16 protein-coding genes are annotated in these 15,604 nt (G+C 62.7%); all 16 read left to right on the top strand.

Annotated elements, in window-relative coordinates; genetic code table 11:
• The first annotated feature begins 11 nt into the window (after positions 1 to 11).
• The 16 genes from AB4Y72_RS08690 to AB4Y72_RS08615 all read left to right on the top strand — a co-directional run bounded on the left by AB4Y72_RS08690 (position 12) and on the right by AB4Y72_RS08615 (position 15,579).
• The gene (locus AB4Y72_RS08690) at positions 12 to 1,703 is read left to right on the top strand and encodes an NERD domain-containing protein (protein ID WP_441425754.1); all 1,692 of its coding nucleotides are present in this window, start codon (positions 12 to 14) and stop codon (positions 1,701 to 1,703) included.
• Positions 1,704 to 1,787: 84 nt separating this feature from the next.
• Positions 1,788 to 2,342 (top strand): hypothetical protein, encoded by a 555-nt coding sequence (locus AB4Y72_RS08685; RefSeq protein ID WP_441425753.1) that lies wholly within the window; start codon positions 1,788 to 1,790, stop codon positions 2,340 to 2,342.
• Positions 2,339 to 2,941, top strand: coding sequence for a hypothetical protein (locus AB4Y72_RS08680; protein WP_441425752.1), 603 nt, complete (start codon positions 2,339 to 2,341; stop codon positions 2,939 to 2,941). Before AB4Y72_RS08685 ends, AB4Y72_RS08680 begins: the two co-directional genes overlap by 4 nt.
• A gap of 145 nt (positions 2,942 to 3,086) precedes the next feature.
• The gene (locus AB4Y72_RS08675) at positions 3,087 to 3,509 is read left to right on the top strand and encodes a YybH family protein (protein WP_441425751.1); all 423 of its coding nucleotides are present in this window, start codon (positions 3,087 to 3,089) and stop codon (positions 3,507 to 3,509) included.
• A gap of 164 nt (positions 3,510 to 3,673) precedes the next feature.
• Positions 3,674 to 5,374: an alpha-amylase family glycosyl hydrolase gene (locus tag AB4Y72_RS08670; RefSeq protein WP_441425750.1), complete on the top strand. Its 1,701-nt coding sequence runs from the start codon at positions 3,674 to 3,676 to the stop codon at positions 5,372 to 5,374.
• Positions 5,375 to 5,781: 407 nt separating this feature from the next.
• The gene (locus AB4Y72_RS08665; RefSeq protein ID WP_441425749.1) at positions 5,782 to 6,369 is read left to right on the top strand and encodes a PASTA domain-containing protein; all 588 of its coding nucleotides are present in this window, start codon (positions 5,782 to 5,784) and stop codon (positions 6,367 to 6,369) included.
• 339 nt (positions 6,370 to 6,708) lie between these two features.
• Positions 6,709 to 7,344, top strand: coding sequence for a YbjQ family protein (locus AB4Y72_RS08660; protein WP_441425748.1), 636 nt, complete (start codon positions 6,709 to 6,711; stop codon positions 7,342 to 7,344).
• 625 nt (positions 7,345 to 7,969) lie between these two features.
• Positions 7,970 to 9,286: a GmrSD restriction endonuclease domain-containing protein gene (locus tag AB4Y72_RS08655; RefSeq protein ID WP_441425747.1), complete on the top strand. Its 1,317-nt coding sequence runs from the start codon at positions 7,970 to 7,972 to the stop codon at positions 9,284 to 9,286.
• A gap of 241 nt (positions 9,287 to 9,527) precedes the next feature.
• On the top strand, positions 9,528 to 10,634 hold the full coding sequence (locus AB4Y72_RS08650; RefSeq protein ID WP_441425746.1) for a DUF475 domain-containing protein: 1,107 nt from the start codon (positions 9,528 to 9,530) through the stop codon (positions 10,632 to 10,634).
• Positions 10,635 to 10,691: 57 nt separating this feature from the next.
• On the top strand, positions 10,692 to 11,282 hold the full coding sequence (locus AB4Y72_RS08645; RefSeq protein ID WP_441425745.1) for a TerD family protein: 591 nt from the start codon (positions 10,692 to 10,694) through the stop codon (positions 11,280 to 11,282).
• A 62-nt stretch (positions 11,283 to 11,344) separates the two neighbouring features.
• Positions 11,345 to 11,854: a TerD family protein gene (locus tag AB4Y72_RS08640; protein ID WP_441425744.1), complete on the top strand. Its 510-nt coding sequence runs from the start codon at positions 11,345 to 11,347 to the stop codon at positions 11,852 to 11,854.
• Between the two features lie 15 nt (positions 11,855 to 11,869).
• Positions 11,870 to 12,451 (top strand): TerD family protein, encoded by a 582-nt coding sequence (locus tag AB4Y72_RS08635; RefSeq protein ID WP_441425743.1) that lies wholly within the window; start codon positions 11,870 to 11,872, stop codon positions 12,449 to 12,451.
• Positions 12,452 to 12,481: 30 nt separating this feature from the next.
• Positions 12,482 to 13,678 (top strand): toxic anion resistance protein, encoded by a 1,197-nt coding sequence (locus tag AB4Y72_RS08630; RefSeq protein WP_441425742.1) that lies wholly within the window; start codon positions 12,482 to 12,484, stop codon positions 13,676 to 13,678.
• 34 nt (positions 13,679 to 13,712) lie between these two features.
• Entirely contained in the window at positions 13,713 to 14,234 is a 522-nt protein-coding gene (locus AB4Y72_RS08625; RefSeq protein ID WP_441425741.1) for a hypothetical protein, read from the top strand.
• Between the two features lie 8 nt (positions 14,235 to 14,242).
• Entirely contained in the window at positions 14,243 to 14,785 is a 543-nt protein-coding gene (locus AB4Y72_RS08620) for a TerD family protein (RefSeq protein WP_441425785.1), read from the top strand.
• Between the two features lie 2 nt (positions 14,786 to 14,787).
• A complete protein-coding gene (locus AB4Y72_RS08615) occupies positions 14,788 to 15,579 on the top strand; it encodes a hypothetical protein (RefSeq protein WP_441425740.1) in 792 nt (263 codons plus the stop codon).
• Positions 15,580 to 15,604: the final 25 nt, after the last annotated feature.

The raw sequence follows: 15,604 nt of genomic DNA, 5'->3' as shown, positions 1-15,604 counted from the left end.
GAGGGGCAGCTGTGAAGTGCATTCCGGAGGAACCTGATTTCAGCGATGGCCAGATGGCCGAGAAGGTCCTTTGGGAGGCGCTCAAGAAAAGCCTTCCGGATGACGCGGTCTTGGCCCACTCGGTTCAGGTTCGGAACGGACGGGCGGAACATGAGATCGACATCTTGGTCCTGTGGCCCGGCGTCGGCATGGCTGCCATCGAGGTGAAGGGAGGGCGGGTCTCCATTGAGAACGGTCAGTGGTACCAGTCCGACAGAGTCGGGGCCCACCGGATTCATAGTCCTGTCGCGCAGTCCCAGGGATCGCTGCATGCCTTCAAGAGCTGGATTGGCGACCAGCTCGGCACCCCACTGACGAGCCGCTTCGCCTATATGACCGCTCTCCCCTACACCCCGGTGCCACGAAATTGGGAGATGGCCGGTTGCCCCCGGACGCTGGTCCTCGACCAAAACGACGTCGTATCTCCCGCAGATCTGGTCCGGACTGCGATTGAGCGCGAAGGCGGCGGAGCCTCGCCGCTGGCCCCGGCGTACATGGAACGCATTGTCCGTCGGCTGGAAGGCACCCTCGGCTCCGGCTCCGAGGGATCACGCGACCCCAAGGAACTGGAAGACGCTCAGGATCATCTGACCCAGCGCCAGTCCATCCTGTTGCAAGCTACCCGATCACTCTCCCGGATCAGATTTACGGGCGGGGCCGGTAGCGGCAAGACGTGGCTGGCCGTGGAAAAGGCACGGATGCTGTGCAAACAAGGCAAGCGGGTGGGCCTTTTCAGCTACAACAAGGGTCTCAGCCAGTATCTGCAGGACCGGGTGTCGGGCTGGCGTCATGCCCAGCCCGCCTTCACCGGCGAATTCCACGACTACGCCCGCAAACTCGGGGTGCCGGACGGGAAGGGTTCCTCCTACTTTGAGGAAGAACTGCCTCAGCTGCTCAAGGATCTCGCGGTCGACCTGCAGCCGCACCAACGGCTCGATGCCGTCATCGTCGACGAAGCCCAGGACTTTGCCCCTTTGTGGTGGCAGGCGCTGCTTGCCACCACCACGGACGACGCCGAGATCTATGCCTTTCTGGATGATCACCAGGATGTCTACCGGCGCTGGGGCAGCCCGTCCACCAATGGTTCGAGCTCCCTCGAAGAACTGGTAACAATCCACATCGACGAAAACCTCCGCAACACACGGAAGATCGCCGAGACCTTCAAGTCCTTCGCCGGCGAGCATTTCACCCCCAGAGGCAGCACGGGCCTGCCCGTTCGGCGAGTTCAATGCGCCACTGAAGACGCCCTCGACGTTGCGGGCGACTGCATCGATGCCCTGATCGACGAGGGCTGGGCGAACAACCAGATCGCGATGCTTACCACCAAGGACCGGCATCCCATCCATCAGGGCTACTTTGACCGGGATGCCACAGCCGAATACTGGCGCGAGTTTCATGCCAACGACGGCGAATTCTACGGCCATGTCCTGGGATTCAAGGGCCTGGAACGCTCCGTGGTGGTTCTGTGCGTGAACGGCTTCAAGGATCTGGGTCGCGCCGCGGAACAGCTCTATGTTGGGCTGTCCCGGGCGCGGAGCTTGCTGGTCGTTGTCGGGGACTCTGACCTGCTGGAACAAGCGGGCGGACCGGACTTGAAAACCGCACTGTCCCGGGCCGAGGCATGGGTGCCCGCCGCCGTCGGCCCCTTGCGCGGAAACGACTAACCCCCGAGGGCAGACAATGTCAGTGGGGTGCGTCAGAATTAAAGCAGCGGGGCCGCCCCGTCTGATACAAGTTCTGAGGGATCCATGGGAGAACCGGCACAGGTCACCGACAACTACGCCCAGTTCATCGCCCGGCTTGACACCGCCACCGAGGATCTCAGTAACCGGCGTCAGTCACTGAACAGGTCACTCGCGATCCTCACCCTGCTCAGGGATCAGAACCTCGCCGGCCTGGAGTCGTGGGAGCAGCGGCGGGCCAGGACCAGCAAGTTACTGGCGGACCACTCCCACGGGCCGGAAGCGGAATCCCTCAGGGAGCTCCTGGAGGTCGCACTCCGGATGGAGCCGATGTTCCGCAACCGAACCGAACGGATCGGGCAGCGGCTAGAGCTGCTCCGAAGACGGTCCGACGAACTCACAAAATCGCTGGCGGCACTTGAGCAGAGCAAGGCCAAGCTGGAGTCCTCCAGAATGCTTGCGCAGGAGCGGGATAATTTAAGTAGGGCTGTGGCGACGTTGGCGGGCACTCCGGAAGGCCCGGTTGGGGGCCTGTCCGACGCGGGCATCCTCGACGATCTCAAGAAAGCCCGTGAGGCAATCGTCCTCGCCGAGGCACTTCTGGAAGTGAAGGGAAAATGAGCAACTCTCTCTCCAAACCCGAGCAAAGGTTGCTCGTGACGTTTACATCCCAGCAATGGAGCGGTCGGCCGGGTATGGATGCCGTTTATTTGTGTCTGGGGCTCGGATTCGTCGGGTTCGTCGTTTGCCTGGTGCTGATGATCTTCATGGCCGGCCTTCGGGACCCCGGAGCCGCGGCACTCTTCATCGTCGGCTTTGCAGTCGCGTTGACAACTTTCATCGTCTTGGCGAAATCTTCCAGCGAGAAGAAATTCCTGATCGGCATCAACCAGAGGGTCAATGACACCATCCTCGAGCTGACCGGCAATCCGGACGACCAACTGTCGCTGCGTGGTTTCAGGAGGTTCATCGAGAACGGGCAGCGCATTCCGTTTGCTGTCCACGGGGTGCCCGGCCTTGAGCTGGTCGCCATCAGGGAAGGCGAATCCGCCGTCGCAGGGCGAAAGCATCCAGCGCAAAGCCTGACGGCACCGCCGAGTCCATCGTCAATCCACCCGCCGCTCGTTATAACGACCGAATTGATGATTGCCGTAACGCCGCCTGATTACGGAACTACCAGCTTCGACCGACTTCTGAAAGCCACCCTCGACACCGGCTGATCGCAGACTCGAGTCGCCCGGCGGAAGGCTCCCCCTCCGGCAGCACGCGCCGGTCTGGAAGATTCTGGAGGCCGGGAGCGGGCGGGCGCGGAGCCGCTAAGGTGCGTCAGACCCGGTCGCCCCGACGAGTTGGATGGTGAGAACCATGGACCTTGACGACGTGAGAGACCAGTTTCTTCAGGCTGTAGATCAGTTTGCTAAAGGCGACCCGGGACCCGCCAAAGCCATCTTCTCCCATCTGGGGGACGTATCGCTTGCCAATCCCTGGGGCCCTCCTGCTGTGGGCTGGGAGCGGGTGTCCGAGGCCCTGGATTCAGCGGCGGCACGATTCAAAGACGGACGCGTCACCGCTGTTGATACCCTCACCAAGCACATCACGTCCGATCTCGCCTGCTTCCTGGACATCGAACACTGGCAGGCCAAAGTCGGAGGAGGAGACGAAATATCGCCGTTTGATCTGCGGGTAACAAGCATTTATCGCACAGAGGGCGACACCTGGGCACTCGTGCACCGCCATGCAGACCCGATCACCACACCGCGGGCCCCGGACGCCACGCTCGGAAAGTGACGCCCGGGAAGGTTCACCGGTTCCCCGGAAATTCAGGCGCCGTCGGCGAGGAGATACCCGGCGGCAAGATCGCCACCGTACCGTTGGTCATTGTGGCGCTCACCCCTCCAGTGCCGGATCGTCGAAGGCCTCACGGCCGGTACCAGTGAGTGAGCGTTGCATCCTTGAGTTTCGAATCGTTGCCGCTGGAGCACTCCCCCGTGCCCTCTGAGGCGCCGCTGACCGCCGCGGCCGACTGGTGGCAGTCCGCCGTGATCTACCAGGTCTACCCGCGCTCGTTCGCCGACGGCGACGGCGACGGCGTGGGCGACCTCGCCGGGCTCATCGCCCGGCTGCCGTACATCGCCTCCCTTGGCGTCGACGGGATCTGGATGACCCCGTTCCAGCCCTCCCCGCAGGTGGACCAGGGCTACGACGTCAGCGACTACTGCGGCGTGGACCCGCTGTTCGGCACCATGGAACAGTTCGAATTCCTGCTTTCTAAGGCCCACGCGCTCGGCCTGAGGATCCTGCTCGACGTCGTCCCCAACCACTGCTCCTCGGAGCACCCGCTGTTCCAGGCGGCCCTCGCGGCCGGCCGGGGCTCACCGGAGCGGGACATGTTCCACTTTGTGCCGGGTCCGGTGGGCATGTCTGACGGCGGCGGCAGCGCCGACGCTGCGTCCGACGACGCCAACGCGTCGGCCCGCGACATCCCGCCGAACAACTGGCCGAGCGTCTTCGGCGGCCGGGCTTGGAGCCGCGCCACCCCCGACTCGGCCACGGACCCGGACTGGTACCTGCACCTCTTCTCGGCCGGCCAGCCGGACTGGAACTGGCGCAATCCCGCCGTCGGCGATTTCTTCGACGGCGTGCTGCGCTTCTGGTTCGACAAGGGCGTGGACGGGCTGCGCATCGACGTCGCGCATGCCCTGTTCAAGGCCGACGGGCTGCCGGATTCGCCGTCCGAGGGCGGGGTGGTGGACGGGCTGCGGTCCAACCCGCAGGTCTCGGACCAGGAGGATGTCCACGAGGTCTACCGCCGCTGGCGCACCCTCGCAGAGAAGTATGAACCGCACCGCCTGCTGGTGGGCGAGGTCAACCTGGAGCCCGCCCGCGCGGCCCGCTACACGCGGGCGGACGAGATGCACCAGGCCTTCGCGTTCGCGTTCGTGAAGCTCGGCTGGGACGCGGAGGCGTGGGCCACCGTCGGGAACGAGCTCGAGGCCGCCCGGCAGCTGCACGGCGGTGCCCCGACGTGGGCACTGGAGAACCACGACATCGTCCGTTCCGTCACCCGGTTTGGCGGCGGCGAGCTCGGCAGCCTCCGGGCGCGGGCCGCGATGGTGGCGCTGCTCGGGCTGCCCGGCGCCGCGTACCTCTACCAGGGCCAGGAGCTCGGGCTGCCCGAGGTCGACGTCCCCGTCGAGGCCCGGGTGGATCCGATGTGGGCCCGCGGCGGCGTCTGCCGCGACGGCGCCCGCGTGCCGCTGCCGTGGACCGAGGACGCGGCGCTGAATCACGGGTTCTCGCTCGGCAAGAACGCGACCGCGCCCTGGCTCCCCATCCCCGCGGGCTGGGGCAGCCACGCCGTCGAGCGTCAGGAGCAGGACCCGAACTCCGCGCTCAACCTGACCAAAGCGGCGCTGGAACTCCGCCGGCAGCTATGGAAGAACGAAATCTTCACCGCGGACGACGGCGGCACCTGGCGGGTCGAAGCCGGGCACCTGCTCATCTGCGAACGTAACGAGCACTTCCTCGTCGCCGTCGCGATGGGCACCGAACCTGTGCGGCTGCCCAGCGGCACAATTCTCCTGACTGCAGCGCCGCTGGCTGAAGAAGGCTGGCTGCCGCCGAACAACGCCGCGTGGGTGGTGCAGGGTTGAGCATGCTTTGTCACTGCGTGGGATCGAGCCAAGGGTGGCCCCCATTACGGGAGCTTGGCCGTCTGGGCGAATGCGTCGGTCTCTAGAGCGCAGACATTTCTGCCATCACCCTGTGCATCCGGGCGGACACCGCTAACTCCGTCGACTCTGCCGCTGAATTCTGGACCTACCTTGCCGGGGCCCGGGACTTCGCCGGGCTGGCCGAGAAGCACCTGGCCCGTTTGCGCGGGGCGTGGAAGGCCGCCGAGGTGACCGATGGAATGGTCTCCGATAGAGGGTGCACACGCCTTGGAATTGTGATCGTTTTCCCAGAGAACTGATAGCTTATTCCCAGCGAGCCCATCGGAAGCATCAGGCAACCACGCCCTTCCCGACAGTTGCGGCCTCGCTGCAAGCAGGGGGAAATCTTGAAGAAAACACTCACTCTCGTAGTGCTCGCCGGTCTCATGCTGACGGGCTGCGGCAGCAAACAGGCATCGGTCCAGGCGGAAACCGCCAAGGCAACGGCGGTAGCCGAGAACACCATCGAGGTACCCGACGTCGTCGGCCTCACCCTCGACAAGGCCATTGACCAGCTCAAAGACCTCGGGCTGAAAGGCCGCGCCACGGATGTGACCGAGGGCAAAACGATCATCATCAGGAAAAACTGGCAGGTGGCCAGCGAGGATCCCCTCGCCCACGCGAAGGTCGCCGAGGGTTCCACCGTAGAGCTGGGGGTCAAGCACCTCACAGATGAAACGCCGACGCCGACACCGACTTCCACACCTACCCAGGTCGCGGCAAAGGTTGTGGTTCCTGTGGCCCCGCCGGTCGTGAAGGCAAAGCCGGTGGCCCCACCCGTAGTGAAGGCACCGCCCGTGGCGCCGCCGGTCGTGGAAGCTCCGCCCGCCGTGGCGCCGCCCGTTTACAGCGGGATCATTTGCAACGACGGCTACGCCTGGCCAAACCCGACCCGCCGCGGCGCCTGCCACGGCCACGGCGGCATCCGAAACTAGGACTACTTGACAGGATGTCGCTGGCCCTTGAGCCAGCGACATCCTGCCTAATGCGCTCACGTTGCCGGCAACCGCAAGTGGAGGTTGACGCCGTCGGCGAGTCATGGGCGGCGAGTCTTATGGGACCCTCGGCACCCAGGCCCGAAGACCACAGGCCTGGAGCGAATTCCTTTTCGCCGTCGCGACAGGCGGAACCCCGGTCGATTCACCTTCGGACATTCTAGTGCTCGGTCAGAAGTGTGAACTAGAACCGGTGAATTGCTATCTCTATGCAACCTTGATCATCGATATCGATCCCACCAACCAGCACGCCGTGCAGTATCCACGATAGAGAGCTACGTGAAAACAAGAGACATTGCCAAAAAATACCAACTCGATCCAGGCGTTTTCGATCAGTGGCTAAAGCAATCCGACTTCCAGTGCAGGTCCGGAATTACTGGCCTAAGCGTCGACGACGACGTCAACACGGACGAAGTAGTCGCCCGTTACCACGAGCACCTTATCCAGGAGAAGGCCAGGATAGCTCAGGAGCAGGAACGCCTCGCGTCACAGCGGGCCACAGCCGAGCAAGCTGAGCTTGCGAAGCAGCAAGCACTAGCGAGCATGCTAATCACCTCCGGCTTCAACTTTGACGGCCACACCGTCACCAAATACTCAGGCTATATCTCTGGCGACGGTGCGGTATCGATGGACCGCCCAACGCACGGCTGGCTTGGGGGCGTGAACAAGGATGTCGGCGCCGACTTACTGTCCGGGCTGTCGCACATCAGGCAAACCGCTCTAAAGGAATTGAAGGAAGCAGCGTACGCACTCGGATGTAACGCTGTCATCGGAGTGGACTTCGACTACTTGACCTTGGACCCCGAGACTGCGACTAGCTCAGGCGGAACACTGTATCTGCCGTTCTTATTTGCTGTGACCGCGAATGGCAACGCTGTTGTGATCGAGAAGAACGAACAGACTAGTTTGGCGTAACGGGCTGTTCCGCGCGCAGAAGACCATCCCCAAGGGTGGGATAAACGGCCCCTCATTCGGCCCGCCACGACAAGACCAGTTTGGTAACCCCAAAGGTTTGGTCTGCCTAACCGGTCTTGCCGTCTCGACTAACGGTGTGAACTATCGCCCGGCAAAGCCTAGGTCTATTGCCCACGGAGGTTAGTGACGGTCGGGAGTGGAAGCGCCACCACCGCTACAGCCTCGACGGGACTAGGGATCAGGTCCTGGCCGCCTTGTTAAGTCGCGCCGATGCTGCCGGGTGATCGTTACCTTCAACAAAATGAAAAGGCATGGGCACGGACCTTCGGGCAAGCGGGGGCGGGCCGGTTGGGAGCCCAGTTGATTGCGTCGTTGGGGACACGCGTATTGACGAAGCAGTATGACGGAAGTCAATCGACGTCGTTGCGAGGCCATATACTCCCCATGGCGCACTACAGCGTCAAGGGTCGGGCACCAGCGGCGAAGCTTTTGGGGCCGAAAACATGGGGATGACAAATTGAATAGGTTCAAATCACTGGGCAAGCAGGACTCGTACTATAAGCCCAAGTCTCTACGGAAGCCGAGAGCTTCAACATTCGTTGTCGGAGCACTTGCTCTGGGGGCCATGGCTTTGGGCGCCAGCAGCGGCGGGCTCGGTGGGGCACTCATATTCCTTGCCATATTTGCCGCGCTGACCGGCCTCTACGTCGTGATCACGGGCCGTCGCTCGTGGGCACGGCTGCCAGGCAGCCGAAAAGTTGGCGGCGTCGTCCTTGCGGCCTCTCTGGTGCTTTTCGTGGTCGGCGCGATAGCACTCCCGCCCCGGTCGGCTGAAAGCATTGCTGCCGAGGCTGCTTCGGCGAATGAAAAGCAAGCAGCAGAAGAAGCGACCCGCGCTTCCGACGCTTCATCACAGGCTTCCTCGCCCACTCCTTCCCCAACGCCATCGCCGACGGACACGGGGGAACCAATGGACCCTGAAAGTGTTACGAAACTCGCCACAAGCGTCAGCTACAAAGCACCGAAGAGCCAACCAGCATACGCAACGAAGGCACTCGACCTTCTCGCAGCGCTGCCCGTCAAGGAATCCGCGGCGACGCCAGCGTACGACCGCGCCGAGTTTGGCCAAGCCTGGGCCGACGTCGACAGGAACGGTTGCGACACTCGGAACGACATTCTCAAGCGAGACCTGACCGACGTAGTTTTCACTAGCGACTCGACGTGCAAGGTAGACAGCGGCACTCTGGCCGACCCCTACACTGCAACAACTATTCAGTTCCAACGCGGTCCCAGCACGAGCAGCGCCGTACAGATTGACCATGTCGTCGCCCTCGGTGATGCATGGATAAAAGGGGCCCAGCAGTTGACGGAAGCTCAGCGTATGGCGTTTGCCAACGATCCCCTGAACCTGCAGGCCACAGATGGACCGACCGACGTCCAGAAGGGGGAAAGCGACGCTGCTGCGTGGCTGCCGCCGAACGAGAGTTTCCAATGCAAATACGTTGCACGACAGATATCCGTCAAGGCGACTTACGAGCTGTGGGTAACGCAGGCCGAGCACGACGCGATGGCCCGCGTACTGGCAGACTGCGCCAGCCAGTTGGTCCCGACCAGTGAGAAGGCGGCGGCCGCGGTGAAGGCCGCCAAGACTTCGACGGTGCCTAGCCCCGCGCCAAAGGTGGCCGTGGTTGCTCCGGCACGGAGGACGCCCGCACCTGCTCCGCACGTTCCGGCGCCAGTTTACGTCGCGCCTGCCCCGGCACCCTATGTCCCACCGGCGCCTGCCCCGGCACCCTATGTACCGCCAGCGCCGGCACCCGCGTCAGTGTATTACGCCAACTGCACCGCAGTGAGACAAGCAGGGGCCGCCCCAATCTATGCAGGCCAACCCGGTTACAGCAGCAAGCTCGACCGTGACGGCGACGGCGTCGCCTGCGAGTAACAAATATCGCCCGCTCCTGGTCCGGCTAGTGTGCGATAGAGCCGCCCTCGCAGTTGGACCAGGGCTATGGCGGGAAGAGAACGATCACAATCAAAAAAACTTGGGGGCGTCGCAGGACAAAGCGTCGCACCCGGCGCATATGATGTTGCCACGAAGTCTTGGGGGATAACTTCCGGGACGTTTTCTGCCGTCCTGCCGGCGCCGTTCGGCCAGGGCCCTTCGTTCCGGGAGTTGTTCCAGCGTGTTCCTCAAGACATTCGGGTGGTCGTTTGCGGTCACCCTCATCGCATTGGTGGTCGCTTTCCTCTATGGCGGGCCCCAAGCCCTGATCCTTTGCCTCATCCTGGGCATTCTTGAGATCAGCCTCAGCTTCGACAACGCCGTGGTGAACGCTCGAATCCTCGAGCGGATGAACCCGTTCTGGCAAAAGATGTTCCTCAGCGTGGGCGTCATCATTGCCGTCTTCGGGATGCGCATTTTGTTCCCGTTGCTGATCGTGGGAGTCACCGCCGGTCTAAACCCGATGGAAGCCGTCAGCCTGGCCATGGAGAAGGGTGACCCGCACACCCCAGGCAGCTACGGCTATCTGCTGCACGAAGCCCACCCGCAGATTGCGGCCTTCGGTGGAATGTTCCTGCTGATGCTGTTCTTGGACTTCATCCTGGCCCACCGCGATATCAAGTGGATCAAGTTCCTTGAGATCCCGCTCGCCCGTTTGGGCAAACTCGAAGGCGCATCTTTGATCATCGGCATGGCGGCACTGGCCATCGCCGGGGCTGTTTCCGGGGAGAAGCAGGGCATCGTCCTGCTCGCGGGCCTCCTCGGCATGATCACCTACTTCCTCGTAAACGGCCTTGGAAACCTCTTCGACGTCGATGAAGACGGCGACATTGATGCAGCGGATGCGGACCTCGTAGTGCACTCGGGCCCCTCCGGTACGGCTCAACTTGCCGGCAAGGCCGCCCTCATGCTCTTCCTGTACCTGGAAATCATTGATGCATCCTTCTCCTTCGACGGCGTCATCGGAGCTTTCGCCATCACCTCCGATCCCATCATCATTGCCCTCGGACTTGGGTTCATCGGCGCCATGTTCGTGCGCTCCCTCACCGTGTTCCTGGTCCGGCAGGGGACGCTGGACGAATTCGAATACCTGGACCATGGTGCACACTGGGCTATTGGCGCCCTGGCAGTCATCCTTCTGGTAACAATTGTGATTCCAGTCAACGAGATCGTTACCGGCCTCATCGGCGTGGTATTTATCGGGGCCGCATTTATCGGCTCGATTCGACGCAATAAGAGGGCACTTGTCGCCGATGAGGCCAAGACCTTTGAGCCAGCGAACAGCTAGCACCCCGGCGTCACAGAAAAATCAGCATCAGTCATCACTAGGAAAGTGAGTAGTTCAATGGGTTTGAGTTTGCAAAAAGGCCAGTCGCTGTCACTAACGAAACAGAATGGCGATTCGATGACGAACGTCCGTCTGGGCCTCGGCTGGGACTCCGCCGTCCCCGCAAAAAAGGGATTCTTCGGCGGGACCAAGACGGTGGAAATCGACCTTGACGCGTCGGCCATCCTGTTTGACGCGCAAGGCAAACACCTCGACACGGTGTTCTTCAACCAGCTCACGAGCAAAGACGGCTCCATCCGACACACCGGGGACAACCTGACGGGCGAAGGCGACGGCGACGACGAAACACTCATGGTCAACCTGCCAAACGTGTCACCGGCCGTCTCGCACATCGTGTTTGTCATCACCAGCTACAGCCAGCAGACCTTCGACATGATCCAGAACGCCTTCTGCCGCGTTATCGATGACTCCGCGGCAGGCAGCCCGGAAGTCGCCCGCTACGACCTCACGGAATCGGGACGGTACACGGCGATGGTCATGTCCAAACTTTCGCGAAACGGGAACGTCTGGAACTTCCAGGCCATCGGTACGCCAGCTAACGGACGTACGCCCGGCGATGTCCGCGGCGCCGCAGCGTCGGCCCTTTAGTCCGATTGGACCAGCGCTCTCAAGCGCTAATTAACGTACACACCAAACTTAAGGAGTACCTCTTGTCTAGCCTGACTCTGAGCAAGGGCAGCAATCTGTCGCTAACCAAAGCCGATCCGGGCCTCCGCAAAGCCATGATCGGCCTCGGCTGGGATCCGCGGACCACCGCCGGCGAACAGTTCGACCTCGACGCCTCGGCACTTCTGGTTCGTGCAGACGGCAAAGTTCGCTCTAATGCTGACTTTATCTTCTACAACCAGTTGTCCACGCCCGACGGCTCGATCGTGCACCAGGGCGACAACCGCACGGGTGAGGGTGAAGGAGACGACGAGCAAATCCTAATCGACCTCGATGCCGTCGCCGCCGACATCGCGAAGATCGTCATCGTCGTGTCGATTGACCAGGCAGAAGCGCGCCGCCAGAACTTCGGCCAAATTCGCGATGCCTTTTGCCGGGTCGTCAATCAGGAAACGGACAACGAAGTTGTCCGTTACGACCTCACTGAAGATGCTGCGGCGGAAACCTGCATGCCCCCCCCCCCCCCCCACCACCCCGAACTTTCACCAGACTGAACAAGGAGAACAACCATGGCAGGCCTGACTCTTACCAAAGGCAGTAACCTCTCGCTCACCAAGACCGATCCGGGGCTGAACAAGGTTCTCGTCGGGCTGGGCTGGGATCCCCGCACGACTACGGGCGACGCCTTCGACCTTGATGCCTCCGCGCTCCTGCTTGGCGCCGACGGCAAGGTCCGTAGCTCGGCGGACTTCATCTTCTACAACCAGCCGGCGGCAGCCGACGGCTCGGTGATCCACAAGGGCGACAACCGATCCGGCGAGGGCGACGGCGACGACGAAGTGGTCGCCGTCGATCTCTCGGCCGTCGGCGCAGATGTTGAACGAATCGTCTTCGTGGTCTCGATCGACCAGGCCGACACCCGCCGCCAGAACTTTGGCCAAGTGCGCTCCGCCTACTGCCGGATCGTCAACCAGGAGAGCGACGCAGAGGTGGTCCGCTACGACCTGAGCGAGGATGCCGCGCCCGAGACCTGCATGATCTTCTCAGAGCTCTACCGGCACAACGGCGAGTGGAAGTTCAAGGCCGTCGGACAGGGATACGCCACAGGCCTCACTGGTATTGCCGCGGACTTCGGCGTTCAGCTCGGCTAAGTCCGAGACCACAGAAAGAGAGACTTAACAATGAGCATGCAACTCACCCCGCCTGAGACTTCGGCCGCCAACCCCCTCGTCCTGAATGCCCCGGAGGCTCCGGGCATCGTCAAGGAAGACGACGCTCCGGGAATGGTCCCCGTTCCTGCGGAACGTCAGCAGGAAATCAATGCACAGGCGCGTGCCTTCATCACCGAAGTGTCGGCCATGAGCCCGTTCAGCCCCGAGTACTCCAGCAAGATCGATGGCATCAACCGGCTTGGCGGCCAGCAGCTCGTGGCATCCGCCAACACTTCGAGCCGGCTCCTGGAGCGGTCCTCCACCTCGCTGGCCGGCGCCAAGAAGTCCGGCAGCAGCGCCCAAGTGCAGGTCGCCTCAACGCTCGGTGAGCTTCGTTCCACAGTGGAAGACCTGACGCCGAGCAACGCTGACTTGGGCGTCGGCCGGAAGATCCTCGGAATTATTCCCGGCGGCAACAAGCTGGCCAAGTACTTCCAGAGGTACGAGAGCGCCCAGACCCAGCTCGATAAGATCATCAAGTCCCTGATGGCAGGCCAGGACGCCCTGCTGAAGGACAACGCCTCGCTGGCACAGGAAAAGACCCAGCTGTGGGAGACCATGCAGGGACTGAGTGAATACGCAGTCTTTGCCAAGGCCCTGGACACAGCAACAGCCAGCAGGATCGACGAGATGAAGATGCAGGGGCAGATCGAAGAGGCGGGCAAACTCGACTCCGATGTGCTGTATCCGATCCGCCAGCGCCACCAGGACATCCTGACCCAGCTGGCCGTCTCGGTCCAGGGTTATCTCGCCATCGACATGATCCGCAAGAACAACACCGAACTGATCAAGGGCGTGGAACGGGCGCGCACGACGACGATCTCCGCTCTGCGGACCGCCGTCATTGTGGCCCAGGCCCTGGCCAACCAGAAGATGGTGCTGGACCAGATCGACGCCATCAATACAACGACGAACAACATGATCCTCAAGACAAGCGAAATGCTCAAGGATCAAACGGCGCGGATCCACCAGCAGGCGGCGAGCTCCGGTGTCAGCGTGGAAACGTTGCAGAAGGCATTCGACAACGTTTTCCAGACCATGGACGCCATCGACACCTTCCGTTCCCAGGCCAACAAGAGCATGGAAGGCACCGTGCATGCCCTCGAAACCGGCCTTGAGCGGGCCCGCCCCTACCTTGACAGGGTGCGGCAGCAGGAGGGGAATTAGTGGCCGTCAGCCCTGAGCAATAGGCTTACGGGCTATGGTCGCAAATTTCTTAGGCTCGCTGTTCGGCGGCGGAGCGGCACCCCGCTCCGCCGCGGTTGCGGGTACCGAACCTCCACTTGTCCCGAATCCGGCTGCGGACGAACTAGCAGTCACCGGGGCCGCGCTCGAAGAGCTGCGGCGGACTGTACTGGGCAATGGCGCGCAACTGCCCACGGTCGTAGTGTCACGGCTCCTGCAGCTGGCCGACATCCTGGGTGCCCTCATTGCCTATATCGGCCGGTCAGGTGCATCGACGGAGCAGCGCGTGCTGCTGAACGCCGTCATCACCGACTATCTGCCGTCACCGCTGCGGGCATACCTGATGCTGGCCGCCGGGTCGCGGCGAGACGAATCCACCGACACGGCTGTGCTGCTGGAACAGCTCGACACGCTCTACTCCACCGTCAAGAACCTGGACAACCAGGTCCGTACGGGGGCCATTACGGAGCTGGCAGTCCACGGCCAGTTCCTCAGGGACAAATTTGATATTGATGGTCTACATCTGGAAGGACGCTAGTGGCTTCTATGGTCGCGGGCAGCAACGCCGCCCTTACTGCTGAGAACCCCGGACTGGACAAAGTGCTTCTGGGAATCGGCTGGGACATGGTCCCTAGCCGCGGCCCGCAGGCCGAGCTGGTTCCGATGGTGATCATGTGCGGGACGGACGGCCGCGCCATTTCCGATGAGCATCTGGTCTTCTTCAACCAGATCGCCAGCCCCGAAGGCAGCATTTCCTTCGCCGGCGCGGAAGACCAGGAACAGATCGACGTCGACCTCAACCGAGTGCCCGAGTCCGTCCACAAGATCGCCGTGCTGCTCTACGTGGATCCGGAGGTGCGGGGACCGGGTACCTTCGGGGCCGTCAAGAACGCCTACCTGCGGGTCGCCACCGACCAAAATCGGGAACTGCTTCGTTTCACGGTGCCACGGGGAAACCTCGACACGATCAATGCCATGATTCTCGGGGAGCTCTATCGGCACGCCGGGGGCTGGAAATTCCGTGCCCTCGGCCAAGGCTACGAGGCCGGGCTCGCAGCCGTTGCCGCCGACTTCAAGTTGAGGCTCTGAGCATGGCGCTAGACCGAACCTCGCTGCGGACCGACATCGGATACCTCAGCCGGCGCAGGAAGGCCGCGACGCAGCCTGAGCCGCTTCGACCCGCTGCGCAAATTGCAGCAACGTCCCCTGAGCTCGGCACCAGCCGGCCTTCGCCCAGCGGACTGACGCTGGGAGCAAACCGGGCGCGCTCCGGCGGACTCACGCTCGATGCCCGCCCGGCGCCCGCGCCGTCCGCGAAAGCCTCAGTGGCTTCAGAGCCGGGGCCCCGGCCCGCTCCGCACACGTCGGAGCGGCTGTTCCCGGCCCCGGATTTTGGCAGCGTCCGCGAGTTGGGGGAAGCCAACCCGGTAGTTCGCCTGAACGCGAGACAATCCGCGATTGGCTCGCTCTTGGTGACCGGGGTTCGCTCGGTGGCCTGGGAAGACCAGCAGCTCACCACAGGTGCCCACCACGTGGAGGGGCACAAGGCCGGCACCGCCATCCTTACTCCCGGAAACCGGCCCCTGGCCGGCATGCAGGACGGTGCCGGCATCGTGTCCCTGCGCCACGTCCGGCTCGTACGTCGCCTGCTGTTCGTCGCAGGAGAGACCCCGATGACGATCGGAGTCTTCGACGGCGCTGCCGCCGCCATTTCCCCACGAAACGATGCCGGGTTGCGGAGCGTCCTGTATTTCGCGCGGGTCGGTGCGCTCCTGGAGCTTCGCGCCGAATTTGTCGCGGCAGACGCCTCCGACGCAGCCATCTGGGCAATTTTCGGATTCAATATGACTATTCCACTGGACCAACGGGTCCTGCTGCGCTGACCGGGCAGCGCACTATGGCAACAAC

The sequence above is a fragment of the Arthrobacter sp. YAF34 genome (genome assembly GCF_052113245.1).
Lineage (GTDB): Bacteria > Actinomycetota > Actinomycetes > Actinomycetales > Micrococcaceae > Arthrobacter.
The sequence above is the reverse complement of the archived record's forward strand: the minus strand, read 5'-3'. Positions and strand labels throughout refer to the sequence as shown.

What these genes read in the sequence shown, in the direction of transcription:
- AB4Y72_RS08645 (WP_441425745.1), top strand. Translation starts at nt 10,692, where the DNA reads ATGGGTTTGAGTTTGCAAAAAGGCCAGTCGCTGTCACTAACGAAACAG.
- AB4Y72_RS08615 (WP_441425740.1), top strand. Translation starts at nt 14,788, where the DNA reads ATGGCGCTAGACCGAACCTCGCTGCGGACCGACATCGGATACCTCAGC.
- AB4Y72_RS08635 (WP_441425743.1), top strand. Translation starts at nt 11,870, where the DNA reads ATGGCAGGCCTGACTCTTACCAAAGGCAGTAACCTCTCGCTCACCAAG.
- AB4Y72_RS08620 (WP_441425785.1), top strand. Translation starts at nt 14,243, where the DNA reads ATGGTCGCGGGCAGCAACGCCGCCCTTACTGCTGAGAACCCCGGACTG.
- AB4Y72_RS08680 (WP_441425752.1), top strand. Translation starts at nt 2,339, where the DNA reads ATGAGCAACTCTCTCTCCAAACCCGAGCAAAGGTTGCTCGTGACGTTT.
- AB4Y72_RS08630 (WP_441425742.1), top strand. Translation starts at nt 12,482, where the DNA reads ATGAGCATGCAACTCACCCCGCCTGAGACTTCGGCCGCCAACCCCCTC.
- AB4Y72_RS08675 (WP_441425751.1), top strand. Translation starts at nt 3,087, where the DNA reads ATGGACCTTGACGACGTGAGAGACCAGTTTCTTCAGGCTGTAGATCAG.
- AB4Y72_RS08655 (WP_441425747.1), top strand. Translation starts at nt 7,970, where the DNA reads ATGGCTTTGGGCGCCAGCAGCGGCGGGCTCGGTGGGGCACTCATATTC.
- AB4Y72_RS08685 (WP_441425753.1), top strand. Translation starts at nt 1,788, where the DNA reads ATGGGAGAACCGGCACAGGTCACCGACAACTACGCCCAGTTCATCGCC.
- AB4Y72_RS08625 (WP_441425741.1), top strand. Translation starts at nt 13,713, where the DNA reads ATGGTCGCAAATTTCTTAGGCTCGCTGTTCGGCGGCGGAGCGGCACCC.